The sequence below is a fragment of the Motiliproteus sediminis genome (assembly GCF_017912535.1).
GTDB classification, from domain to species: domain Bacteria; phylum Pseudomonadota; class Gammaproteobacteria; order Pseudomonadales; family Balneatricaceae; genus Motiliproteus; species Motiliproteus sediminis.
This window is the reverse complement of record NZ_JAERQK010000001.1, coordinates 1-25,180: the sequence shown is the minus strand read 5'-3', so window position 1 is coordinate 25,180 and position 25,180 is coordinate 1. Positions and strand designations below refer to the sequence as shown.

Sequence of the window (25,180 nt, the reverse complement as noted above, 5' to 3'; positions counted from 1 at the left end):
CAGGCCTGCGGCACCGCGGCAAAATTGCCGTGGTGCACCGCATAAAAAAGGCCCTCTGCAAGCAGAGGGCAAAGGTCGCAGGGCAAGCCCTACCAGGAGGATTCGTACTACCCTTAACCATAGACCTATATTTGTGCGTTGCAACAAAATACAGTTTCCATTGGATGAAAACTACTGGTTTTTCCCGCCACAGGGCATGAATATGACTCAATCGGCGCCCCCAACCCTGGCAGTTTCCATTCTATCCGCGGAGTTCTAAAATCCCCTTCATGAACTCGCGCAACCGGCTTCAATCAACCGCCCGGCGCCGCCTATGTCGGCTGCTGACGATGGGCGCGCTGCTCACTGTCAGTGGTTGTGCCTTCAACCCCAAGCAGTTGGCCAAAAGCGATGTCGATCTTGTGGTTGATGCACACATCGAGGAACTGCGTACCTTGGTACGCCGGCTCTGCGTGAAACTCTACAAACGTAATCCACGGGAGTTGGCCAAAGGCGGCTACAGTCTCGAACAGCGACTGGCCCAACTGTTCGATGATCCCGGCATCTATTACTACCGTGAACTGGACCGCAAGGTGGGCAATGACGCATTGTTGCTCGCGTTCGCTCCCGACTATCGCGGAGACCGGGTGTTCGCCTTTATGGTGGGACTGAAAACCATGCTGCACGCATCCTACGGCCTGCGCACCGAACTGTTCATGCTTGACCGGCTGGATCAGCAGGCGCTGTACAACAGCGCGCGTAATCTGGAAACCATCAACTGGCGCCTGAACAATCTCAAGAGTTCCACCGGGCAACCCTATCTGCTCAGCAACGGTTTCCAGCAGGGCGTAGCCAACCTCAGCTTCGAGCGTCTGTTCGGCAAGATGATAGTCATTCAGGACATGATGGCCCGCGTAGTGGCCGACCAGAATGACCGCGCCATCAACTCGGTCATCCACAGCGTGGCCTCCACCACCCTGCTACCTATCGGTCTGTAAGCGGCGAGTTGACCTGAATCTGATGGATTTTATGGTTTTCGTTGAGGTGCAGGGTGACATCGGCTCGGTCCGGCATCGATTCCAGCATCTCCCGCGTCAGCCGCTCATAGTGCATGATAAAGCGTCTGATTGCTGCTTCATCCATGATTCGCAATGGCTCCCGCCGACGCTCGGTCGCTTCCAGGTAGCGGACCCGCTCGGCCAGTTTCTTCTCCTGTAGCGTGCGCCACTCAAACACACTGTTCATGCTTGGTACCTTGAGCATCAGCAGAACATCAACCATCGAAAACAGCTCGCGATAGGGACCCTCCAACTGTGCATTGACGTAACGCCGCCAGCGGCCATCCGGATCTTCGTCCGCTTCCAACGCGTTCACTGGGGTCTCAAGCACCCCCTCCTGCTGCGCTTCGGCCCCCAGACACCAGCCATCCAGCACCACCACATCCACCGGCCCCAGCCACTCCTGCCACACCGCATCGGGACAGCGGTCATCGATCGACTTATCGAACACCGGAATTTTAGTGATCTGGCCCGGCTTGGCACCGCGCAGCTGACGCAGCAGTTCGATCCCCAACCCCACATCGTGGGTTCCCGGAACACCGCGAGTCTGGAACAGCGGATGGACCTTTTGTGCCATCAACTGGCGTTCGGCGCGGGTTTTGTATAGGTCATCCAGAGAAAAACCCACCACGCGCTGATCAAAGCCCTGTGACAGGGTAACCTCCAGCAATGTAAACAGAGTCGATTTTCCCGCCCCCTGGGCACCGTTGATTCCTACCACCAGCGGCCCCTCCTGATCCAGCCGGCGTCGATATAGCCAGGCGGCCAAGGGCACGTAGATCGACTCCAGCATCTCCACCAGACCAATATCTACCTTGAGAGTTTCCAGCGTTGACGAAAACGCCTCCTCAACCGCGTTAACTGCCTGACGGCGCTCAGCCTCGCTGAGACAGAGTTGGTGGGAGGGCCATTGGGTCAATACGCTCATGCAATCGGTTCCTGCTTACAAGTTAATAACGGGGATGCCTCAGCCAATCGACGATCGTCTGTATCTGCGCAGCTTCCATCAGCGATGGCGCGTGGGCTACGCCGGGCCAGCGACTGAGGGACAGCGCCGGGTTAGTACACATACGCTCCACCGTAGTCTGTTCAAGCACATCGGAGTCCTCGCCCCAGAGCAGCAGTTGCGGTTGCCGAATGGACTCCCACAGCGGCCAGAGATCCACATCAGCCAACGCGCCTTCACGAGTATGATCACCGACCACCGGATCATAGTGGAACACCAGTTTACCATCATCGCAGGAGCGGCAACCGTGCTGCGCCAACAACCGCCACTGGCGGTCACTAATGCCTTCAAAGGCCGGGTAAAGCCGGCGCAACTCGGCCTCGAACTCATCCAGCGACTCAAACCGCTGGCGAGTGCCCACATAGCCACCGATACGCTCCAGCGCCTGGTGCGAAACAAACGCCCCGATGTCGTTCAATATCAGTCGTCGTATCGGCGTGTTGGGTTGTGACGCCAGCACCATGCCGATCAGCCCTCCCATCGAGGTGCCCAACCAGTCAACCTGATCCACCTTCAACCTCGCCAGCAACGCGACCATATCGTTGACATACTGGGGGATTTCATAACGACACCCGGCCGGCAGCCAGTCACTTTCGCCGCGCCCGACAATATCCGGACACACAACCCGGTAGTTGCGAGCCAGAGTCTGCGCCAGCTCATCAAAATCACGGCTGTTCCGTGCTAGACCATGCACGCAGACCAACACCCGTTGATTCTCTTGCGAGCCCCACTCGTGATACACCACCCGGTGAAAACCCTTGGGATTCAGGGCGAGAAAACTCTCAGTTCTCATATCGGCTCCTTGGACCTGCTCGCTCGGCCGTAGCAGCGAGCTAATATCCCGATTAATAAGCGTTTATCCTAGCGCAGAACAAGGTTAGGATGATCGCTTAAGCGTAGACGGACCCTGAACCCACAGAAACCAAACACAGGATGTCGCGGTGAAGCTGCCCCTAAGGCTCCCCCTCTCGTTCACATTAGCCCTGCTGGTGCTGGCATGCGCCACCGGCGTGGCCGCGCTGCTGCTTAACAGTAAGACCCAGCCACCGGCAAAGCCGCCGAGTGAACGCATCTGGAGCGTTAACGCAGTACCGGCAGAATTCGTCACCGCCGCACCGGAAGTAACCTTGTATGGGCGGCTGGAGTCTCCCCGCACCACCACCCTGACCGCCGCGGTCACCGCGTTCGTCAGTCGCCAACAGGTGGACGAAGGGGAGCAGGTGGCCGCCGGCACGTTATTACTGGAACTGGACCCTCGCGACGCCCAGCTGATCGTTACCAACCGCGAAGCACAGCGCAATCAGATTCGGGCACAACTGCAGGCCCTCGATATCCGCCATCGCGCCAACCTGGACGCACTCGCCATCGAAGAGCAGCTGCTGCAGTTATCCCAGCGCGCCGTCGACCGTATCGAGCAGTTAAAAGGGCGCAACGTCAGTTCTGAAACACAGCTAGAAGATGCCCAACGCAGCTATCAACAGCAAGCCCTGGCACTAACCAGCCGCCGCCGTGAGGTAGCCGACTACCCCGCCCGCAAGAGCGAACTTGAGGCGCTGATGCAAAGCGCCGAGGTACAACTGGATAGCGCCCGCCTTGATCTGGAGCGTACCCGCATTACGGCCCCGTTCAAGGCTCGCATTACCCGTATCAACACCGCCCCCGGAAGCCGGGTCCGCAGTGGCGACCCGCTGTTAACGCTGTATCAGGCGGACGCGCTGGAGGTTAGAGCGCAAATTCCATCACGCCTGCTACCCACCCTTCGCGCCGCACTTGCTGGCGGCCAACCGCTTAGCGCCAGCGCCGAGCTCGACGGCCAGCCACTTCAGCTCCGCCTTGATCGGCTGGCAGCGGATGTCGGCAGCGGTCGCGCCGGGGTCGATGCCCTGTTCAGCCTGGCAGACCCGGCCTCCATGCTGGCCGTTGGCCGCACCCTCAGCCTGAAACTGCGGCTGCCGTCGGTCGAAGCGGTGCTGTCGCTGCCGGCGCAAGCGCTGTACGGCACCGACCACATCTATCGCCTCGAGGGAGATCGCCTGCAAGCCGTAGCGGTGCAGCGGTTGGGCGAGCATCAGGTCGCAGGCGAGCCCCGGCTGCTGCTGGCCGCCGACAGCTTGCAACCGGGTGATCGCATCCTCACCACCCAGCTACCCAACGCCATGACCGGCCTGCGTGTTCGAGTGACGCCCTAGCATGAACAACCCCTCCCAGGCCCCGCTGAAAAACAGTCTGATCGCCGTATTCGCGCGGCACCGGGTGGCCGCCAACCTGCTGATGTTCCTGATTGTATTGGCAGGCAGCTGGGGGCTAAAAAAACTCAACACCCAGTTCTTCCCCTCCTTTGAGCTCGACATCATCACCATCGCCGTTCCCTGGCGGGGAGCCGCCGCCGAAGATATCGAGCGCAGCGTGATCATCCCGATCGAGCTGGAGCTTAAAGGGGTAAACGGCATCAAGGAAACTCACTCCACTGCCAACCTGGGGCTGGCATCCATCAGGCTGGAGCTGGAGGAGTCGGTCGACACCGGCGAAGTACTTGATGAGGTCAAGCAGAAGATCGACAGCTTACGCACCCTTCCCAGCGATGCGGAAGAACCGGTGGTCAAACGGATCATTCGCTACGAGGCTATCGCCAGTCTGATTGTCAGTGGCCGCGGCACCCTGGAAGAGCTGCGGCCACTAGTGCGCCAGCTGGAGCGCGACTTGCTCAGCCGGGGTGTTCGGCGGGTAGAGATCAACGGCCTGCCGGAAAAAGAGATCGCCATTCAGGTACCCAATCAGGCACTTCATGATCTGGGCATGACCCTCGGCCAGATCGCCACCACCATCGAGGGGCGCAGCCAGGACCTGCCCGCCGGCACCGCCGGCAGTGAAGATGGTGCGCGCCAACTGCGCAGTCTGGGTCAACAACGCAGTGCCGGCGGTTACCAGCAGCTGCCGCTGATCACCCAGGCTGACGGTCGCCTGATACGCGTGGGCGACGTCGCCACTGTGGTCGAGCGCCCGCGCGACCACCAGTCTTACCTTGAATATGACCGCCGTCCGGCAGTGGAGCTGACACTGCAGCGTACTGAAAACGACGACACTCTGGCCGCTGCCCGCTTACTCGATGAGTGGCTGACGGAGGTCCGCCCGACGTTGCCTGAAGGCGTCGAGATCGTGGTCTACAACGAACTCTGGCATCTGCTGCGTGACCGCATCCAGCTGCTGCTGAAGAACGGCCTCGGCGGCCTCATTCTGGTGATCGCCACGCTGTTTCTGTTTCTCAATGTTCGGGTCGCGTTCTGGGTCACCGCCGGCATACCCATCTCCTTCCTGGCTGCGCTGGCCGTGCTCTACCTTATTGGCGGCAGCATCAACATGATCAGCTTGTTTGGCATGATCATGGCGCTGGGAATCATCGTTGACGACGCCATCGTGGTGGGTGAGGACACCCTCACCCATGTGCAGCAGGGAGAACCGGGAATGCAGTCGGCGATCGGGGGAGCCCACCGGATGCTGGCCCCGGTTATTGCGTCGTCGCTGACCACTATTTCAGCCTTCCTGCCGCTGACCATGGTGGGCGGCATCATCGGTAACATTCTGATCGACATCCCGACAGTGGTGATCTGCGTGATTATCGCTTCGCTGGTGGAGTGCTTTCTTATTCTGCCGGGCCACCTGCACCACAGTTTCGCCCGCGCCGAAGACGCACGCCCCGGTCGCCTGAGAAGCGCCATCGACCGCCGCTTCAATCACCTCCGCGACCACCAGTTTCGCCGCTTGGTCGGTCGCGCAATCCGCTTCCGCTGGGTCACTTTGAGTGCCGCGCTGGCGATGATGATGATCGCACTGGCGCTAACCAAGAGCGGGCGCGTGCCCTTTACCTTTTTCCCGGTCGTGGACGGCGACGTACTGACGGCCAGCGTGCAGTTCACCGCGGGCACTCCTCACCGTCGAGTGGATGCCTTTCTCGATCACCTCGAAGATGCACTCTATGCGGCCGAAAAGGAGCTGGGGGTAGAGCTGTCCACCGTGGTGGTGCAGCACCAGCGTCGTGCCCTGTTTACCCGTGATGCGCTCATCAGTAATCAGGGGGACGAGTACGGCTCGGTGGTGGTGCAGCTGGTACGTGGTGATCTACGGCCGGTGAGCAACGACACCCTGCTGCGTCAATGGCGCAGCCAGATCGTGGAGCCCGCTGGCATTGAACGCCTCAGCATCACCCAGCAGACCGGAGGACCTCCGGGCAAGCCGATCGAGATCAAACTGACACGCGGCAACGTGGAAACCTTGAAAGCCGCCTCACTGGAACTGCAAGCCCGGTTAAAGAGCTTTGACGGGGTCAGCAACGTGGACGACGACCTGCCCTTTGGCACCGAACAATGGATCTATGAGTTGACTGCCACCGGTAACGCGCTGGGGCTTGACCTGGCTAGCGTCGGCGGACGTTTACGGGCGGCATTCGACGGCGAACTGGTGCAGATATTTCACCGTAATGAGGATGAGATAGAGGTCCGGGTTATGCTCCCGGACGCCGAACGAGACCACTTGGCCGGACTGGAAAACCTGCCCATACTGTTGCCGGGCGGTTCCACCGCACCGCTCTCTAACCTGGTGGAGTTTAAAGCACGCCGCGGTATCGACACGCTCAAACGGGTCGATGGTGAGCTGGCACTGATGGTCTCGGCAGACGTGGATGACAAGATCGCCAACGCCAACCAGATCATTGATGAACTGCAAAACGGCACCTTGCGCGAGATACGCAATCGCTACGGCATCAGTGCCAGTTTCGAGGGCAAGAAAGCGGACGAACGTGAAACCCTCGCCGACATGCTGCTAGGACTGGGGCTGGCGCTAGCGCTGATCTTCATTATTCTGGCTTGGGTCTTCTCCTCCTACCTCTGGCCGCTGACGGTTATGGCCGCGATTCCCCTGGGGTTAACCGGCGCCATCCTCGGCCATTGGCTGATGGGTCTCAACCTCACCATCCTGTCGCTGTTTGGTCTGTTCGGCCTGTCAGGAATCGTGATCAATGACTCGATCGTGCTGTTGTCCTTTTACCGTAAGCTGCGCGATCAGGGGATTGAGCCTGAAGCCGCCATTATCGATGCCGCCTGTCAGCGCCTGCGGGCCGTGCTGTTGACATCCTTAACCACCATCGCCGGTCTCAGCCCGATTCTGTTCGAAACCTCATTGCAGGCACAGTTCCTGATCCCGATGGCCACCTCCATGGTATTCGGGCTGGCCTATGGCACGGCACTGATTCTGTTGCTGGTACCGGCGTTGCTGATCATGCTGGAAAACCTCAAGCGCCTGCTCGGGATCGGTCGAGTGGGCCACGTAACGACTCAAAACAGCCCCAGCTGACGGGGTTCACCCTCCTGCCTGGGCTCCAGCCGCACCCCCAGGCCCAGCAAGCGAACGGGCATTTGCCGCCGCCCGAACCCTTCCCGCATCAGTGCGGAGAATATCAACGGGTCAACCGCCTCGGCGCGCTGCTCCACCGTCGTCTGGACAAAGTCGCTGAATTTCACCTTCACCACCGCGCCACCGATGGCATAGCGCGGATCCAACCGTTGCAGACGGTGCTGCAACTCCTCCAGCAGCGCCGGCAAACGTTCAAGACAGGCATCCAGAGTGGGCAGGTCGTCGGCGTAAGTATGTTCCACACTCAGCGACTTGCGCTGCCGCTCCGTGCGCACCGGCCGTTCATCAACACCCCGACATAGCTGATACAAGCGCTCACCAAAACTACCTAACAGCGCACACAACTGCTGCTCCGTACGTTCTCGCAAGTCACCGCAAAGGAATAACTGATGCTGGTGAAGCTTGGCGGCGGTGGCAGGTCCGACGCCGAACAGACGCTCCACCGGCAAGCTGCTCACGAACTCGTCCACCTGCTCCGGGGTAATCACATACAAGCCATCAGGCTTATCCCAGTCGCTGGCTATCTTGGCCAGAAACTTGTTCGGCGCAACACCGGCGGATACGGTAATCCCCACCTCCTCACGCACCGCCTGACGAATCGCCGCGGCAATGCGGGTGGCGCTGCCGGAAAAATGGTCACAGCGACTGACATCGAGATAGGCTTCGTCCAGAGAAAGCGGCTCAATCAGCGGCGTATAGCGCCGAAAAATCGCCTGAATCTGACCTGACGCCTCACGGTAGCGCTCCATCCGGCCGGGCAGTATAAGCAGATCAGGGCAGCGTTTCAGCGCTTGCGCCGAAGCCATGGCGGAGCGCACCCCGAATGCCCGCGCCTCGTAATTGCAAGTGGCGATCACGCCACGCCGGTCTGCCTGTCCGCCGACCGCAACAGGCCGACCGGCCAGCGCGGGGGCATCACGGGTTTCAATTGCGGCGTAAAAACAGTCACAGTCAACGTGAATAATCTTGCGCGCCAGCGACATCATTCAGGGCTGACGGTAACGCTCGATCAGCTCGCCAAGCTCCTCTTCTGCCTGGCGCAAGTTCTCGGCAAACCCCAGCGACAGCTCTAAACAGAGGGTGCGCTTGGCTGTATCCGGCCCGCTGCCGGTCAGCTGCTGCTGAGCCAGCAGACTCTCAATTCCCTTGCTGTTTTCTTCCAGCAATCCCCGCACCATCGGCGAGTCAAACAGCGTCGCCAATCGTTCACGGGCGTCAGCATCCAGTCGCTGTAACCATTTGTCGCGGGTGGCTTCCACGCTGTAAGGAGATACCGGGCCCTGGTTGCATTCCGTTGCGTCAAGCTTTTGCAGCTGATCGGTGTAGATGAGTACTTCGGTGGCAGTAAAGCCGATCTGCTGCCACAGATCCGCACGTTCCTGCGCACCCGCCATTGCGGGCAACCAGAGCAGTAACGCAAACCAACGTCCCAACATAGACAATCCTCGGAGAGCAGCGGTGATAAAAACTGTGATTGTAGAGTTTTCCCGCTAATAAACTAGAGCCGCGGGTGTTCATGCTCCATACTGACCGCTGCATTCGCCACAGAGTTCAAGGAGGAGCCATGCGCCACCGTCAATCTGGCCTCACAGCCATGCTGCTGTCTCTGCTGATCAGTGTCAGCCCGATCAGTGTAACCCCCACACGGGCCGCTGATTATTTTAACGAGGCTACGGATTATTACCGCGACGGCGATTCACGTGCGGCGATCATTCAGCTCAAAAACCTGCTCCAGAACAGCCCCGAACATGCCCAGGGACGGTTGCTGCTGGGGAAGATCTACGTTGAGAACGGCCTCTATGCTGAAGCGGAGAAAGAGCTTCTGCGCGCGCAGAAGCTCGGAGTAGACCGCAAACAGATCGCGCCACTGCTGGCAGAGGCGCTGATCGGCACCGCACGCTATGACGATGGCCTCAATACCCTGTACCTGGATTGGGGTAGTGACGGCCCCAATCAGGACCAACGCTGGGCCCTGATTGGACGCGCCCAATTGGGCAAAGAGCAGCTCCAGGATGCAGAGAACGCCTTTTACCGCTCCCTTGAAGTGGCTCCCAACAATACCGCGCTGCTGGGCCTGGCAATGATTGCGCGTCAGCACGGTAGTGCCGAAGAGGCCTTAACCCACTTGCGGGCCATTGTGGGAGAAGGCCCGCTCGAACTCAAAGCACGCCTGCTGGAAGCAGAACTGCTACTCCAGCAAGGCCAGCCGGAGCCGGCGCGACAGCTGTTTGACCAAGTGGTTACGGCGCAATCTGACAACCTGCCGGCCCGCGTCGGGCGGGCCCGTTCCGCGCTGGAAACCGGAGACCTCAACACCGCCAACGCCGACATCAACGTACTTCTGGAAAAGGCACCGCAGGCACCGCAGACCCGCCTCCTCGCCGCCCTGGCAGCCATAGCCGAACAACGTTACGAAGACGCCAACACCCAGGCGCAAATGTTGCTGCAGATGGCACCCAATAATCCCCAGGGACTGCTTCTGGCAGGTACCGCCAATTACCATCAAGGGAAGTTCAAACAAGCCGAGAATCTGCTGCAAGCGGTTCTGGACAACTACCCTGATCATCTGGCCGCCAATAGGCTGCTGATGGCGACTCTACTGCGGCAGAATAAGGCAGCAGATGCAGTCGCATTGGCCGAACCGCTACTTGCTCGCGGCGTCAGCGATCCGGCACTGCAAGCGCTGGCTGGTAACGCGTATTTGATGAGCGGCAACCTCGAAACCGGTGAAACGCTGCTGAGTGAAGCAATGGCAGCCCTGCCGGAGAACAACGCACTCGTTAACCAGGTGGCGCTGAGTCGTGTCCTTCGAGGGCAGGGAGACGATGCCCTGTCGCTGCTGGAATCCTCGGGCACCGCAGCCTCCTTGCAATCAGATACGGTAAAGGTGGTAGCACTGCTGCGTAACGGTCAGGCAGACGACGCCAAAGCGCTGCTAAATCTGCGGATCAAAGAGCAACCCGAGGCGCTCAGCTATCCCTTGTTACTTGCGCTGCTCTTGCAGCAACAAGGCCAACTTGATGACGCCGACGCTGTATTCAAGCAAGCTGCACAACAGGCCCCCTCCGCTCCGGCACCGCTGATCGGCCAGGCACGCCTGGCCCTCGCTCGCCAGCAGCCGGAGCGTGCCATTACGCTGCTGGAACAAGCCTTGCGACTGCAACCAGAACATCTGGGCGCCCTGCTGGGGCTGGCCGCTGCAGCAGAACAGCAGAACGACCAGATAGCGGTGGTTGATCGACTCAAGCAAGCGCAACAGAAGCATCCGGATGCAATCGCCCCCGTGCGCCTGCTGGTCGGTTATTTCGTCAAACGGCAACAGCCCGAGCGCGCCTTAGCCGAAGCGCATAACTTTCACCTGCAGCACAGCGACGACGTTGCCGCAGGCATGCTCTACGCCGGCGCGCTGCGCAACAGCGGACAGCCAGATCGTGCCGCCAGTGTGCTGCAACCGCTGTATCAACAGAACGCCCGCAACACCCAACTGGCACTGATGTTGGCGCAGCTGCAAAAAGAGCTGGGAGAGTTTGAATCGGCCCTGGCAATCACGAGCTCCCAGACCAAGCAGACCTCTATCTTCTCCCCCGCAGGAATCCTGCACGCCGAGCTGCTGATCCTTACCGGCAACCCCCAGCAGGCCGACAAACTATTGCAGCAACAAGAGCAGCGCCAGCCTCTTCCGGTAATTAAACGTCTGCGGATTGCCGCCTCACTGGCACTCAAGGATCCGAACACCGCGCAGCGATACATCGACGAGCTTTATCCCGACCAACGCGACCCCAAGATGCTGCTATTGATGATTCAAACGCAGCAGCAGCTGCATGGAAAAGCGGGCGTTATCAACTTACTTGACCGGCACCTGACAGCCTACCCAGAAGACGGCTATGCACTGCTGCAACGCGCCTCTCTTCATCATGGGTCGGGGAAACTCGATCTGGCGGTAAGAGACTACGAGCGCCTACGTGACCTGCAACCCCAAAACCCGGTGGTCTGGAACAACCTCGCCTGGATCTACCTTGACGACAACAACCAGCGCAGCCTTGAATACGCCAGAGAGGCCCACCGTCTGGCACCTGGCAGCCCCGACATTCAGGACACGCTGGGGTGGATTCTGCTGCATTCAGGCAAAGCAGCAGAGAGCCTGCCGCTGCTCCGCCAGGCAGCGCAAGCGCTGCCCCAGAATCAGGAGGTGCAGTATCACCTGGCCCACTCGCTGGTGGAAAACCAGCAAACCGATGAAGCACGGGCGTTGCTAGAAGCGCTGGTTAGTGAGCCTTCGGCAGTTCAGGACCAGGCTTCGGTGCTATTGCAACGGTTGAACTGATGAGCGCCAACAGTAACCTGAATGAACTGCAACGCGCGGTGACCGCCTTTCGCGACGAGCGTGACTGGCGCCAGTTTCATACCCCTCAGCAGCTCGCTGCGGCACTCGCCATCGAGGCAGCAGAACTGCAGGAGCAGTTTTTATGGCTCAACGAAGCTCAAATTGCTGCCAAACTCGATGACCCGGAGGGGCGCAGCGCCATCGAAGATGAACTGGCCGACGTCATGGCCTATCTGCTCTGCCTCGCGGACGTCTGCAACTGCCATATTGGTGATGCGCTGAAGCGCAAGCTGGTCAAGAATAGAGAGAAGTACCCAGCGAATCTGGTACGCGGCCGGGCGGACAAATACAGCGCCTACCGCAACGCAAAAGAAAATAACACTACAAAAAAACAAAAACAAAGCTAAAAAAACCAAATAAACAAACAATTCAAGATCAATTTCTTTAAAAACAGCAATAACATAGGCCTTATAACTTACAAAAAGCACTTGAGGAGATTGTTATGCTGATCGGCGTACCTAAAGAGATCAAGAACCACGAATACCGCATTGGTATGACCCCCGCCGGAGTGCGTGAACTGGTGGCCCATGGGCACAGTGTAATGGTCGAAACCAACGGCGGTGCGGCCATTGGCCTGAGTGACGAAGCGTACCGCACGGCCGGCGCTGAAATAGTTCTCACGGCAGATGAGATCTTCGAACGTGCCGACATGATCGTCAAAGTTAAAGAGCCGCAGCCTCAAGAGTGCCGCATGCTTCGTGATGGCCAGATTCTGTTCACCTACCTGCACCTGGCACCCGACCCCACCCAAACGGAACTGCTGGTCAACTCCAACGCCGTCGCTATCGCCTACGAGACGGTAACTGATGCACGCGGCGGCCTGCCACTGCTGGCACCGATGAGCGAAGTTGCCGGACGGATGTCGATTCAGGCAGGCGCTCACGCGCTCGAAAAAGCGCAAGGTGGCAATGGTACGCTGCTGGGTGGCGTACCGGGCGTAGCACCGGCAAAAGTTGTCGTTATCGGCGGCGGCGTGGTTGGCACCAATGCCGCTCGCATGGCGCTCGGGCTCGGAGCTGACGTGACTATCTTGGACCGCTCGCTGGATCGTCTCAAAGAGCTCGACAACCTTTACGGTCCGGCGCTGAAGACCCTGTACTCCACCACCGATGCGCTGGAGAAGTGCGTCCTGGAAGCCGACCTGATTGTTGGCGCGGTACTGATCCCGGGAGCGGCCGCACCCAAACTGGTCACTCGCGACATGCTCAAGCAGATGAAAGATGGTGCCGTACTGGTGGACGTAGCCATCGACCAGGGTGGTTGCTTCGAAACCTCGCGCGCTACCACCCACCAGGAGCCCACCTACGAAATTGACGGTGTGGTTCATTACTGTGTCGCCAACATGCCCGGTGGAGTTGCTCGCACCTCAACCTTCGCACTGACCAATGCAACCCTGCCTTACGTACTGCAACTGGCGGACAAAGGCTACCAGCAAGCGCTGAAGGATAATCCACATCTGCGCAACGGACTTAACGTCCATCGCGGAAAGGTCACCTACCAGGCGGTGGCGCAAGACCTGGGATACGACTACCAATCGGCGGAACAGGCACTCGGATTGTAACTGGCATAAACGATCGTTTAAAAAAAGGCGCCCTCTCCGGCGCCTTTTTTATGACCAGACGATGAACTCAGAATGAGCCCCTGCTAATCTACTCCGAAGTGACACGGACGCGTCTCATACAAAGCCTTTTGAGGATAGCGACCATGACTCTCAAGATCCCCTCATCACTCAATAACCTGCTTCGTTCGATTAAATCGGCTCTGGTTCAGGAAGTACCGAGCACAGCAGCTCCCTGCGAGTTCGATTGCCCCCGCCATACCTGTAGCGATAAACGCTGGGATAACTGTCCGCGGCGATTGGGAAATACAGAGCGCTGACGCGCCAGCGCTCACAACAGCATGTCGGGATCCGAGTCGCGTAGAATATCGCGGCGAATCTGCTCTCTTACCGCCACGTCGTAGAACTCGATCGGATTGTAGTTATCAGTCAGCACCAGTCCAGCGGCACCTCTCGGCAACTGATAGGGGCGTGTTAGCGCCATTGCGACCTCCCGCTGTACGAACGGGTGCAGTGGCTCCCCCGCCAGCACACGACGCGGCTCAAAATGACGGGGGGCACCGTTATAAGCCACCAGCACGTAATTGCCACTGGGGTTATCCGTGCTGACGCGAAATGTCGGATAAAGCTCCACCTGATCAAAGTGGGCCGCCACCGTTTTTACGATTGATGCGGTAACAAAGGTATCATTGCCCAGATCACCCACGAGGTTGGCCGCAAACACCCCTGCGGGAGTCAGGCGCGTCGCCACCAACGCCATCGCCTCCCGGCTGAGAACGTGCCCCGGCGTACTGTCGCCGGAAAATACATCCAGTAGCAGATAATCGTAGCGATCCCGCGTTCGCCGAAGATAATAACGGGCGTCTTCGATGTGAACATCGCCACTGGTAGCAAAATCGAAGTGTTCTGCCGCCATGGTGACCACCGCCGGGTCTATATCGACCACGTCAGTCAACACCCCCTGCTCACTATACCAACGAGGCACGATCCCCGCCCCCACACCAATCATCAACGCACGCTCGCCAGCCGGGTGCAGCGCGCGAGGCAACAACTGCAACACATAGGGATAGCCGTAGATCGACAACCCGCTGCTCATATCGACACCGCCCTGAACCAAACTGTCGATGGTGAGTTCACGGATGCGTTGCGAACCGTAACTGTAATCGAGCACCTTGAGCCGGCCGTAGTAACTTTCCTCGCCTTCGACCAGCGTAACCCGAGTGCCATCGCTCATGGTTTTTTCCAGTACCGGGTCGGTACCACTGATCAGAAAAGGCAACGGCAGCAAAGCCAGCGCGACCCAACGGCGCGCAAACAACAGAAAATATCCCGCGCCAAGCGCCAGCAACAGCGCACCGGCAAACACGAAAATCCCCTTTACTCCGAGCCACGGAATCAGAAAAAAACCTGTCAGCAAGGTACCCACACCGCTACCAATGGTCGACAGTGCGTAGAACCGCCCAACGGTTTTGCCAATCGCGCGCAGCTCTGCCACAGCGATCTTCACCACGTAGGGCGATACGAACCCCAGCAGAAACAAAGAGGGTCCAAACAACACCAAGCTGGAGAACAGGGTCCCTCCACGCAATCCCAGCTGCTGACTGGCTTTAAGCACCGGCGCCTGAATCACAGGAATACAGAGCACCAACACACCCGCCAGCGATATCACCGCGTAGAGATAGGCGGGATCTCGGTATCGATCAGACAACCAGCCACCCACCGAATATCCCAGCGCCAGCGCCACCAGCGCCACCGCGATAAGGGACGTCCAGACAAACAGCCCGACACCAAAAAATGGGCCGATAACCCGTGATCCCAACAACTCCAGCAACATCACCAGCCCACCGCAGAGCATGGTGGTAAACATCAGATACAGGGTAAATCCCCGTTTGGTCTCGCCGGTCATCAAGCATCTCCTGTCATTAGCGTGCCAAGAGTAACAGTTTTCAACAGCATTTTTTTGTTCGTCTGAACCACAGGTGATCGCCATAACGCCCTGATTCAAACAAGCGTTTCTTGCCCGGCGTCAAACCAGAGTGATTTAGACAGGGGCGCACCACCAATCCCCACAACATCAGAGCTATACTGAGCCTCAACGAGGCAAATGACATTGATCACCTGAGCGCCGCCTACCAACGGCGTCGCAAGCAAGGCGGATATCACAATGAAAAAGTTCGAAAAAAAGACGGTCTACATTTATGAGATCAACGGCCAGGAAAAGGTCACCATCACCAGTCCGGAGGAAGCTAGCCGCTGGGACGCCATCTTTGAAGCCGCCGAACGCATTGATACCTGGATGCAAGACAACCCGCCAGAGTTGAAAATGGATGAAGCTCAACGGACTGATCTCTGCCTTTACTTGGCCCAGCATAAAGACGCGTTGATTTCCGCGCTGGGAAGCGACACCGCAGAATCAAGCAGCGCTAATCAGGCCGAGGATAGTAGCTCCGATTCCGACAAGAAAGACGAGGAGAAACCCGCCGAGCCGGAAGAGAAATCGAGCGGCATGAAGAAACAGAGCTTTGTTCAGGAGTTCAAACGCCCTGTTCCCCCTTCCAAAGACGGCTTCAGTCTGTAGCTAGCTAAGCGGCTCGCGGTTACGCCCCCCTCTGCTCGAATTTTGCCCACAGGGCTGTCCAGGCGCTATACTGGTCGGCCTTAATGCACTTTCTCTTGGTCAACTGGTCTATGCTTATTCGTAGTCGCTGATATATAGCGCACCGAGTAACCTAGCCGTCATATTTTGTGCCTATGTCTGAACTAGAAACACTGCTGCAATCCCCACGACACTGCCGCCACGCTTTATCCCAAGCCTCACTGGAACAACTACAGGATGCCCAAGCCAACCTGCAGGAGCTGATTGACGCCAAACGAGAAGCTCGCGCTCAGGAGCAACTGGACCGCAAAGGCAAGCGCGTACTCTCGGATATGCGCTCGCTGATGGCGAAAGCGGGCATATCGATGGACGAACTGCAGGCGGTATTACCCAAGTAAGTCCACACTCGTCCATCATCGACTTTCGAACAGCAGGTCCGAACCCTGGGCACTGGCCAGCTTGTCACATCGATCCACCGCTATCCGACGCTTGCCAACTGCGCAACTGACTCAGCACCGCCAAATAAAAACGGCGCAGCCTGAGGCTGCGCCGTTACAGGTTTACCTAATCAGCTATCACCAACCGCGATAGTAATAGGTCAGGCCGATAAAGTGATTGGATTCACGGGGCAACTGGGTAACGGTGGTACCGGTGTAGTTAAACTGACTCCACATCCAGTCATCGTTTTTCACCCGGTCATAGCGGTAATCGAGCCGCACTCCCGTATGCTCATCCAGATCATACTCGGCATAGAGCTTCAACATCGCCCGACGGTAGGTAATGGTGGGTAGCTCATTGGCCAGCGGCGACGGCGATCCACTGGTGCCAACTTCGATGGTATAGAGCGGGTACTTCGAGCGATCCCGCGCCAACTCGACGTTAGCTCCAACTTCTAGCTCATCACTCGGATGACCTTTAAGTCCGGCGCCGATAGCAACAGAGGTGTCCTCCGTATCGATACCCCACTGGATGTACTCATTGGGGTCAAAGCGGTCTGTTTGCTGACTCGACTGATCCAGCTTAGCCTGGCTGTAGCTTATCCAGCCATTCAAACTCCACTCGTCACTCAGCGCATACCCGGAATCAACCGATGCCAACCAGGAGGTACCATCCTGCGGCCCCAGTAATCCTACCCCGTCATAGGTATCGCGAGTCGCTTGCAGTACGAACTGCATGGATAGCTGGTCGGAGGGATACCAATCCAGCATACCGCGCAAAGCGTTACGATCCCGGTCTGACCACTGGATCGGGTTGACAAAGATATCAGGATCGGCAGCGCCAGGAATCCAATCGGAGCCATCACGCTTAGCATGGCTGATCCGCACCGAGCCGTTGACCGTTTCGGACAACGATTTTCTCGCACTCAGTCGTACCGTGGTTTCATCGGTTTTCCGACGTTTGGCCATATTGGGATTATCGGTAACGATGCGCTTCCAGTTTTCCTGATCAACACCCGCAGTGACCGACACGCCATCTTGCATGCGGTAGGTACCCTCTAGCGTACCGTTGACCGTGGTTCGCGAGGTCAGCTGATTAAGCTCCGAACTGTAGAAGATGGTTTGTGGCGTTTTGTCGTCACGATCTTCATAACGGTACTTAGCCTTGACGGTCAATTGAGACGACAACCGCGATACCAACCCAAAATTCACCCGAGTGGTGTCAATCTTGCCATCCAAACTGGTGCGCGAGGGCGTCGACGTGTTAACCGCAAAAAACTCCTCATCCTGAAGATCTCGAGTCCGCGATACCTTAAATGTGGCCCGGGTCCGGTCCGAGAAGTCGTAACCACCACTCAAAAACAGGTTATGCGACTTGTTGTCGGGTGGCGTCGCGGTATCGTCAGGCTCTGCGCTAAGCGATACCGACTCAGTCGGATTATCGAACAGCGACAACAGATAGCCTGCCCGTAGCTGCAGCTTATCCAGGTTGTAGTCCAGCAGCGCTTCGAACTCCTGAGTCTGGTAGTCAATGGGCTCAACCATGAATTTGGTTTCGCCGTTAGCTCCCCAGGCACGCTTGCCTTCTTTATCTTCATGCTTGTAGCGCAGCGATACCTTCGACCATTTGTCGAGGTAGCGGCTCATACCCACTTCGACATTCTTGCGCTGCTGCGAATATTGCTCGCGATGAACAGGACCACCTGTCACCTGCGCGTTCGTGCCGGAACCGATCAAATCGGTATCGTAGAGGTAGGGGTTGACGCTATCGAGTTGGTCGAACTCGATGAAGTAGTTCCAGGAACCCTGGCGATTGCGCTCATAGCGTAGCGAGCGGTTGCTGAATCCAACCGACTGACCATCTACCCGGGTCCAGGTGCCGGTTTCTTCATCGCGCTTGTTAATATCAAAATCCAACAGCCCGTAGATACCACTCTCGTCGCGACCGTTGTAACGCGCCAGTTCGTGCAGGTCGTCGCTACTCCAGCCCGCTCCCACGGAAACACTGCTGACCGGCGTACGGAGTTTGTTAACTTCTTCCATGCCTTCGTCAGTCGCTGCGTGGGCCGCGGATGCGCTCATTGCAGCCATCATGGATACGATGATAGGTCTTAGCGTATTCATACCGGAACCTCCCTGTTAGCGCCGCATCGACCGCGATTCGCGGTTCGCTGTGGGGTTGTTACTGCCATGAATATTGGTGTGGCAGTTGAGGCAGCCACGACCGGCGGTGTAGCGCCCATCAACTTCCGGCACATGGCCGCGGTGGCTGGTACCCTCGTGGCACTGCTGACAGAGCATCGGCTGACGCGCTTTCAGCATGCCGGCGATATTAGAGCCGTGGGGGTTATGGCAGTTGCCGCAATCTTCGGTCACCGGCATGTGGTCCCAGATAAAGGGGCCCCGCTTTTCGGCATGACACTGATAACAGGTTTCAACCACGCTGTCCCGAACCATATTCTTGGGTCCGGCGGAGCCGTGGGCGTTGTGGCAGTCTGAGCAAACCACCTTGCCCTCTTCGACCGGGTGACGGCTGAACTTGTTAATGTCCATCCGTTGCTGCTTGTGGCAGTTGAAGCAGACTTCAGCCTGGTCCTGACGAACGCGCACCTTGTCATGCTCGGTGTGGACCTGGTGACAGGAGGTGCAGGCCACGTCATTGGCATTGTGAGTACTGGTTCCCCAGTGCATTCGCTCACCACCCTTGTGGCAGCTCTGACAGGTAGCGTTTCGATCAGCTACCGGCGTAGGCGATTTGGCACCAAACTGAACGTCAACCAGCGGGCGCTCTGACTCGGTTTCCGAACCATCGATATGCGCCTGGCTATCACCGTGGCAACTGGTACAGGACGGGGTACGGCCATCGGCCATGGTGCCGTGCTTGGTTTTACCGATGGAAAGCACCGGATAAAGCTCATATTCATCGTGGCAACGGGTGCATTTGGCGTCTTCTTTCAGTACCAAATCTCCCCGTTCATCCTCTGCGGCAAATGAAACGGCCGGTAGCGTCGACAGACACAATAATGCCAACAACGACCCGCTCAGCCAGCTTCGCCGAACGCGCAACGTTTTCATACAGATCCCCTTCCTGTTTATGCGCCGACCTATAGGCCCCGGCGCTTTGTTTTACTTCCTAGAACAAACTTACCTTTTACAAATCTTCCGGTGCCAGCTCGCCGTCCGGTTCAAAATGCGCGATGGCAAAATGACAGTCGATGCAGGTTTTTCCTTCTGCGAAGCCCTTGGTATGACGATCAACCGTTTCCGGCGTCTGCTTGTCTTCCGACATCGCATTCTGGTCATGGCAGTTGCGACACTCGCGGGAATCATTGGCCTTGAGCCGCTTCCACTCGTTCAGCGCCATTTCGTAGCGATGTTCTTCATACTTCTCCGGCGTATCGAGCTTACCGGTCAGGTGGTAATAGAGCTCTTTGGTCGCCACCGTTTTCCGCCAGATTTTAGCGAAGAACTCTTTCGGCACGTGGCAATCCGGACAGGTGGCCCGCTTACCGGACCGGTTTTGGTCATGGATGGTTTCTTTGTATTCCGCGTAAGCGTTGTCTTTCATCTCGTGGCACGAGATGCAAAAGGATTCGGTATTGGTCCATTCCAGCGCTGCGTTACCCGCAACGACACCCCCTGCGCCCACCAGCACTGCAATAAGCAGCGGTACGACACCGTACTTAGCGACCCATTCGCGTGCCCTACGCCACATAAGCTAATCCCTCAACAAGACGGCGTTACTTGGATAAAACCCATTCGACGACAGCGTCGAGATCACTCGGCTCGTCAGCTTCAAACTTTTTGTGCTTCTCTTTTTTACCGTCGACCTCGATCTCCGGCTCACTGGTAAGGTGCTCCCGGAGTGCAACAGCACCGTTTTCCTGCTCGCGGTATTTCTCCGCAATCTCCTTGATCGAGGGTCCGTCTTTCTTACGAGAAATGGCGTGACACTTCAGACAACCCTGTTTTTGCAGGGTTTTCTGAACATTTATAGCCATAGCAGGCTGTACGGAACCCATTACCAGAACTGTAGACATGGCGACGACGATGGTGCGCATCTTCATAAATCACCCCTCAAAAGAGATCGTGCAAGATTTATCATCTGGGAAAGAATAGACCCATTTTTATGTTCTGCAGAGAAACAACTCTAAATCAACTCCAAATATTAGACTCAGTTTATACCCGATTTTATCTTTATCAAACAAAAACTTATCAGACATAAAACTGCCTTTTATCAATAACCACACATCCAGCCCTATACTTCGTTTAATAACCCGTCAACCGGCACCATGCTATGCGCTTTATGCAAGCTACTGGCTTAACTATGAGCTTGATACTGCTACCGATCCAGATGGTTACGGCCGCAGCCATCAGCTGTCCGGAAGCAAAGATCCTGTTTCAGCATGAAGTGCGCCGCGAAGACCGCGGCGCCCTGTGCAGCGGAGCCGCATCAGCACTGAAATTCCTGCAATCGCTGGGATTGACGGCCAAGCGGCCGATCAAGGTTGCTGTTGAGGAACACCCCTTGGCCACCAAAGGGCACCCGATTTACGGTAGCTATGACCGCACCGACGACATCGCACGGATCATGTCGCTGTCCGCGATCAGGAGGTCGCTGGCACGACCGACCATCTATGAACAACCTCTTGATGAAGCGCATTATCTAGGGATCATTGCCCATGAAATCGCGCATGCGGTGGTGCAACAAAACACCCGTCTTGAGGAGATCAGCAATGCCGCCCAAGAGTACCTGGCGCATGCCACACAGATGGCGGTATTACCCACCATTAAACGTCAGCAGGTGATCGACGCCGCAGGGGTCGGAGCCTGGGAAGTGAACGATGTCATCAGCGAAGTATACATGGCCTTCGCACCCGAGCGTTTTGCGACCAAGTGCTACCTCCACCTGACCGGACTGACCGACCCGAAGCCCTTCGTGCAGTTTCTGCTAACCCACAAATGGCGCTATCTCACCGTTGGCGGCGCAGAAGATAGTCGCGTTGCTATTGAGCCTCGCTCCTGACATTTTTTAACGCTTCCAGTTGACCCTCGGCGTAGGCAACGCGTGTGGCCAACTCCTCTTTGGCCACGCGTAGTTGCGACAGGGTAAACTCGCTTGCCTCATGGCTATCCTCGAGTTTTTGCGCCTGACGCTGATGTTCGCGCGCCTCCCGTTCTTTACTTACCAACTGCTCCTGCAGCGTAGCCTTCTCTTTAACCGCCGTTTCAAAACGCTCTTCCAGCGACCGCACGCGCCCCTGAACCTGAGCAAACTCGCGCTGCTGGTGTTCGATATCCGCCTGCAGCTTGCCTTGCGTTGCCAGCAGATCGGCTCGCTCTTCACTCCATTTTTCCGCCACGCTTTTGAATTTCTGTAGCCGTTCATCCTGCTCGGCCAGTTGCTCTTTCAGCGCCTGCTCACCTTCTTGCTGACTCTGCAGCCGCTGTGCCGCTTTATCGAGTTCCACTTCCAATCGCCGCAGTTCGCGGGTCTGGTCGGCATGATTACTTTTGTAGCGGGTGTAATCCTCATTACGCTCTTCCAGCATGCCCATAAATTTCTCAGTGTCGTGAGCAAGCTGTTGCTTTAGTGACGCCAGCAAATGCGCACCGTGCCAGCGCCCACCAAAATAGCCGGCAGCCCCTGCCAGCACCACCATCGCTCCATACATCAACAGATCCACGCCTCTAACCCTTTATAACGGTTCGGATCAACAGATAGTCATGAATCTGACTGCCGTTGTAAATAGCAGTACCACGGACATTCCTCTTGCAGCGGTCGCCCCGGCGACGCTGAAGAGATAAAATGGGAGTTTACTCAGAGAGGCCTGCCACCGTGGTACAGATCGGAACCTTCAATCGTTTACGCGTGATCAAGGAATCACGCTTCGGTGTGTACCTGGATGGAGAGGGGCTGGGTGAGCTGCTGTTGCCCAACCGGTTAGTGCCCGAAAACTGCAGCATCGATGACCAGCTCGACGTGTTTATCTACCATGACAGCGATGATCGTCTGATCGCCACCACCGAAAAGCCGCGGATAGAGCTGGGACAGTGCGCCTACCTTCGCGTCGCCGATGTCAATCGGGTGGGGGCTTTTATGGACTGGGGGTTACCCAAGGACCTGCTGGTGCCTTTCAACGAACAGGACAAGCCGATGCAGGCCGGCTACTCCTACGTGGTACACCTTTTTCTTGACCAAGAGACCGAGCGCCTCACCGGTTCCACCCGTCTGCGCGACTTTCTCTCCGAAGAAACACGACAACTCAAGCCGGAACAGGCAGTACAACTGCTGGTCTGCGGCCGAACCGACCTCGGCTATAAAGTGGTTATCGACGACACCTACCTGGGGCTGCTCTTCCGCGGAGATGCGTTCAAGCCGGTTCGCATAGGCGAGCAACTACCCGGTTTTATCAAACAGATCCGCCCCGATGGCCGGATCGATGTCGCGCTCCAGCGTCAAGGCACCGATGCCCGGGAAGATCTTACCCAACAAATTCTTGAAGAGCTGCAACGTAACGGAGGCCAGTCCCCCCTTACTGACAAAAGCTCGCCGGCAGCGATCAGCGCCCGCTACAACGTCAGCAAGGCTGCCTATAAACGAGCCCTTGGACGCCTGTTAAAAGCCGACAAGGTCACCTTGTCACCGTCCGCAGTAAAATTGCGCTGATCATTGATCTCCCAGCGGGGACAAGATCAATTGTTGCCAATCGAACACGGCAGAGTGTCGAATATATTTTTCTTAGTGTTCGATTTCTTACAAAGCCAGAGAATTCGCTGCCACATAGACCAACAGACGCGCTTCGTTGTATTGATGAAACGCACGAATAGTATATAATCCGCGGCTCTTTCGAGAGCGAATTATAAGCCCGACCAACAGGGCGCCTATACCGCCGCCCGGTGTCTTACCACTCCCAGACCCAGCCGGATTGACGCGGTTTCATAAAGTCCACACTAGGAGGAAGTGACTTCAATGACCCCTTCGGATCTTGACCTGAGCAAATACGGTATCCACGACGCCCTGGAAGTAGTCTACAACCCCTCCTACGAACTGCTGTTCGAAGAAGAAACCAAGGCGGGCCTCGAAGGCTATGAGCGCGGTGTGGTCACCGAGCTAGGTGCAGTATCCGTAGACACCGGCATTTTTACCGGTCGCTCCCCCAAGGACAAATTCATCGTTCGTGACGATACCACCCGGGACACCGTATGGTGGTCTGATCAAGGCAAGAACGATAACAAGCCGCTCTCTCCTGAATCCTGGGCCGAACTGAAGAAAGTTGTGGGTAAGCAACTGTCCGGCAAGCGCCTGTTCGTGGTCGATACCTTCTGCGGCGCCAACGAAGATACCCGTCTCAAGGTTCGCTTCGTGACTGAAGTGGCCTGGCAGGCTCACTTCGTCAAGAACATGTTCATTCGTCCTAGCGAGGACGAGCTCAAGGGCTTTGAGCCCGACTTCGTGGTGATGAACGGTGCCAAGACCACCTGTTCGAACTGGCAGGAGCTGGGTCTGAACTCTGAGAACTTTGTCGCCTTCAACCTGACCGAGCGAATGCAGCTGATCGGCGGCACCTGGTACGGCGGTGAAATGAAGAAAGGTATGTTCTCGATGATGAACTACCTGCTGCCATTGCAGGGAATCGCTTCCATGCACTGCTCCGCCAACGTCGGCAAAGAGGGCGACGTAGCCGTATTCTTCGGTCTCTCCGGTACCGGCAAAACCACCCTATCCACCGATCCCAAGCGCGCGCTGATCGGCGATGACGAGCACGGCTGGGACGACAACGGCGTGTTCAACTTCGAAGGGGGTTGCTACGCCAAGACCATCAACCTGAGCAAGGAAAACGAGCCGGATATCTACAACGCGATCCGCCGTGATGCTCTGCTGGAGAACGTCACCGTTCTGGCCGACGGCAAGATCGACTTTGACGACAACTCCAAGACCGAGAACACTCGCGTCTCATACCCGATTCACCACATCGACAACATCGTCAAGCCGGTCTCCAAAGCGGGACATGCCACCAAGGTGATCTTCCTGACTGCCGACGCCTTCGGTGTGCTGCCGCCGGTTTCCAAGCTCACTCCGGAACAAACCCAGTACTACTTCCTGTCCGGCTTCACCTCCAAGCTGGCCGGCACTGAGCGCGGCATCACCGAACCGACGCCGACTTTCTCCTCCTGTTTCGGTGCCGCCTTCCTGAGTCTGCACCCGACCAAGTACGCCGAAGTCCTGACCAAGCGGATGGAAGCCTCCGGCGCTCAGGCCTACCTGGTTAACACCGGCTGGAACGGTACCGGCAAGCGGATCTCCATCAAGGACACCCGTGCCATCATTGATGCAATCCTCGACGGATCGATTGAAACAGCAGAATTCAAAACGCTGCCATTCTTCAATCTGGCCGTTCCGCAGGCGCTGCACGACTGCGACAGCGGCATTCTCAACCCGCAGGACACCTACGCAGACGCCAGCGAGTGGGAAACCAAAGCCAAGAAGCTGGCGGACATGTTCGTCAAAAACTTCGAGCGTTTCACCGACACCGACGAAGGCAAAGCCCTGGTTGCTGCGGGCCCGACGCTGTAAGTCGCGATGGCATCAAAAAAGCCGGCCTCCAAGGCCGGCTTTTTGTTTCCTGGTGTCCCGTCCTGAATAGCGTTGACACTTTTCGATGAGTAAATCGGGAGGTGTTATGAAATCAAATGGTAAGCGCACCCAGCGCGATTATTCTCTTGCCTTTAAACTTTCTGTTGTCGACCAAGTG

General features: G+C 57.3%; 21 protein-coding genes and 1 pseudogene. 12 read left to right on the top strand and 10 right to left on the bottom strand.

What is annotated here, in order from left to right:
- Positions 1-329: 329 nt before the first annotated feature.
- Positions 330-977 carry a hypothetical protein gene (locus JJQ76_RS00105; RefSeq protein ID WP_210394557.1) on the top strand — a complete coding sequence of 216 codons (648 nt, stop codon included), beginning with the start codon at positions 330-332 and terminating at the stop codon, positions 975-977.
- Here the strand turns inward: JJQ76_RS00105 and JJQ76_RS00100 are convergent.
- Positions 964-1,965 (bottom strand): hypothetical protein, encoded by a 1,002-nt coding sequence (locus JJQ76_RS00100; protein ID WP_210394556.1) that lies wholly within the window; start codon positions 1,963-1,965, stop codon positions 964-966. The genes JJQ76_RS00105 and JJQ76_RS00100 overlap by 14 nt on opposite strands.
- Before the next feature lie 22 nt (positions 1,966-1,987).
- The gene (locus JJQ76_RS00095; protein ID WP_210394555.1) at positions 1,988-2,836 is read right to left on the bottom strand and encodes an alpha/beta fold hydrolase; all 849 of its coding nucleotides are present in this window, start codon (positions 2,834-2,836) and stop codon (positions 1,988-1,990) included.
- A gap of 148 nt (positions 2,837-2,984) precedes the next feature.
- Between JJQ76_RS00095 and JJQ76_RS00090 the strand changes: the two genes are divergently transcribed.
- Positions 2,985-4,232: an efflux RND transporter periplasmic adaptor subunit gene (locus JJQ76_RS00090; RefSeq protein ID WP_210394554.1), complete on the top strand. Its 1,248-nt coding sequence runs from the start codon at positions 2,985-2,987 to the stop codon at positions 4,230-4,232.
- A 1-nt stretch (position 4,233) separates the two neighbouring features.
- Positions 4,234-7,389, top strand: a complete 3,156-nt coding sequence (locus tag JJQ76_RS00085; RefSeq protein WP_210394553.1) for an efflux RND transporter permease subunit — start codon at positions 4,234-4,236, stop codon at positions 7,387-7,389.
- Here the strand turns inward: JJQ76_RS00085 and dinB are convergent.
- Together dinB and JJQ76_RS00075 are read right to left on the bottom strand one after the other, a co-directional pair.
- Positions 7,371-8,435, bottom strand: coding sequence for a DNA polymerase IV (dinB, locus tag JJQ76_RS00080; RefSeq protein WP_210394552.1), 1,065 nt, complete (start codon positions 8,433-8,435; stop codon positions 7,371-7,373). The two genes, JJQ76_RS00085 and dinB, sit on opposite strands and share 19 nt — an antisense overlap.
- The gene (locus tag JJQ76_RS00075) at positions 8,436-8,885 is read right to left on the bottom strand and encodes a hypothetical protein (protein ID WP_210394551.1); all 450 of its coding nucleotides are present in this window, start codon (positions 8,883-8,885) and stop codon (positions 8,436-8,438) included.
- Between the two features lie 128 nt (positions 8,886-9,013).
- Here JJQ76_RS00075 and prsT point away from each other — a divergent pair, with 128 nt between their 5' ends.
- From prsT to ald, 3 genes are all read left to right on the top strand, one after another.
- Positions 9,014-11,773 carry an XrtA/PEP-CTERM system TPR-repeat protein PrsT gene (gene prsT, locus JJQ76_RS00070; RefSeq protein ID WP_210394550.1) on the top strand — a complete coding sequence of 920 codons (2,760 nt, stop codon included), beginning with the start codon at positions 9,014-9,016 and terminating at the stop codon, positions 11,771-11,773.
- The gene (locus tag JJQ76_RS00065) at positions 11,773-12,180 is read left to right on the top strand and encodes a MazG-like family protein (RefSeq protein ID WP_210394549.1); all 408 of its coding nucleotides are present in this window, start codon (positions 11,773-11,775) and stop codon (positions 12,178-12,180) included. Before prsT ends, JJQ76_RS00065 begins: the two co-directional genes overlap by 1 nt.
- A gap of 95 nt (positions 12,181-12,275) precedes the next feature.
- On the top strand, positions 12,276-13,394 hold the full coding sequence (gene ald / locus JJQ76_RS00060; RefSeq protein ID WP_210394548.1) for an alanine dehydrogenase: 1,119 nt from the start codon (positions 12,276-12,278) through the stop codon (positions 13,392-13,394).
- Positions 13,395-13,722: 328 nt separating this feature from the next.
- On the opposite strand, the gene JJQ76_RS00055 is transcribed toward ald, so the two are convergent.
- Positions 13,723-15,297, bottom strand: coding sequence for a fused MFS/spermidine synthase (locus tag JJQ76_RS00055; RefSeq protein WP_210394547.1), 1,575 nt, complete (start codon positions 15,295-15,297; stop codon positions 13,723-13,725).
- A gap of 258 nt (positions 15,298-15,555) precedes the next feature.
- Here JJQ76_RS00055 and JJQ76_RS00050 point away from each other — a divergent pair, with 258 nt between their 5' ends.
- Positions 15,556-15,969, top strand: coding sequence for a YebG family protein (locus tag JJQ76_RS00050; protein ID WP_210394546.1), 414 nt, complete (start codon positions 15,556-15,558; stop codon positions 15,967-15,969).
- A gap of 173 nt (positions 15,970-16,142) precedes the next feature.
- Complete coding sequence (locus JJQ76_RS00045) at positions 16,143-16,385, top strand: H-NS family histone-like protein (RefSeq protein WP_210394545.1); 243 nt, start codon at positions 16,143-16,145, stop codon at positions 16,383-16,385.
- Positions 16,386-16,562: 177 nt separating this feature from the next.
- On the opposite strand, the gene JJQ76_RS00040 is transcribed toward JJQ76_RS00045, so the two are convergent.
- The 4 genes from JJQ76_RS00040 to JJQ76_RS00025 all read right to left on the bottom strand — a co-directional run bounded on the left by JJQ76_RS00040 (position 16,563) and on the right by JJQ76_RS00025 (position 20,491).
- Positions 16,563-18,548, bottom strand: coding sequence for an MtrB/PioB family decaheme-associated outer membrane protein (locus JJQ76_RS00040; RefSeq protein ID WP_210394544.1), 1,986 nt, complete (start codon positions 18,546-18,548; stop codon positions 16,563-16,565).
- A 15-nt stretch (positions 18,549-18,563) separates the two neighbouring features.
- The gene (locus JJQ76_RS00035; protein WP_210394543.1) at positions 18,564-19,499 is read right to left on the bottom strand and encodes a DmsE family decaheme c-type cytochrome; all 936 of its coding nucleotides are present in this window, start codon (positions 19,497-19,499) and stop codon (positions 18,564-18,566) included.
- Positions 19,500-19,575: 76 nt separating this feature from the next.
- Positions 19,576-20,139 carry a NapC/NirT family cytochrome c gene (locus JJQ76_RS00030; protein ID WP_210394542.1) on the bottom strand — a complete coding sequence of 188 codons (564 nt, stop codon included), beginning with the start codon at positions 20,137-20,139 and terminating at the stop codon, positions 19,576-19,578.
- 25 nt (positions 20,140-20,164) lie between these two features.
- Positions 20,165-20,491: a c-type cytochrome gene (locus tag JJQ76_RS00025; protein ID WP_210394541.1), complete on the bottom strand. Its 327-nt coding sequence runs from the start codon at positions 20,489-20,491 to the stop codon at positions 20,165-20,167.
- Positions 20,492-20,751: 260 nt separating this feature from the next.
- On the opposite strand from JJQ76_RS00025, the gene JJQ76_RS00020 reads away from it, so the two are divergent.
- Entirely contained in the window at positions 20,752-21,450 is a 699-nt protein-coding gene (locus tag JJQ76_RS00020; RefSeq protein ID WP_210394540.1) for a DUF6639 family protein, read from the top strand.
- Here the strand turns inward: JJQ76_RS00020 and JJQ76_RS00015 are convergent.
- Complete coding sequence (locus JJQ76_RS00015) at positions 21,431-22,111, bottom strand: hypothetical protein (protein ID WP_210394539.1); 681 nt, start codon at positions 22,109-22,111, stop codon at positions 21,431-21,433. The two genes, JJQ76_RS00020 and JJQ76_RS00015, sit on opposite strands and share 20 nt — an antisense overlap.
- 122 nt (positions 22,112-22,233) lie before the next feature.
- On the opposite strand from JJQ76_RS00015, the pseudogene JJQ76_RS18310 reads away from it, so the two are divergent.
- From JJQ76_RS18310 to pckA, 3 genes and pseudogenes are all read left to right on the top strand, one after another.
- A pseudogene (locus JJQ76_RS18310) lies at positions 22,234-22,440 on the top strand (S1 RNA-binding domain-containing protein); the annotation flags it as partial.
- Between the two features lie 372 nt (positions 22,441-22,812).
- Positions 22,813-23,094 (top strand): S1 RNA-binding domain-containing protein, encoded by a 282-nt coding sequence (locus JJQ76_RS18305; protein WP_425515219.1) that lies wholly within the window; start codon positions 22,813-22,815, stop codon positions 23,092-23,094.
- 303 nt (positions 23,095-23,397) lie between these two features.
- Positions 23,398-25,002, top strand: coding sequence for a phosphoenolpyruvate carboxykinase (ATP) (gene pckA / locus JJQ76_RS00005; RefSeq protein WP_210394538.1), 1,605 nt, complete (start codon positions 23,398-23,400; stop codon positions 25,000-25,002).
- Positions 25,003-25,180: the final 178 nt, after the last annotated feature.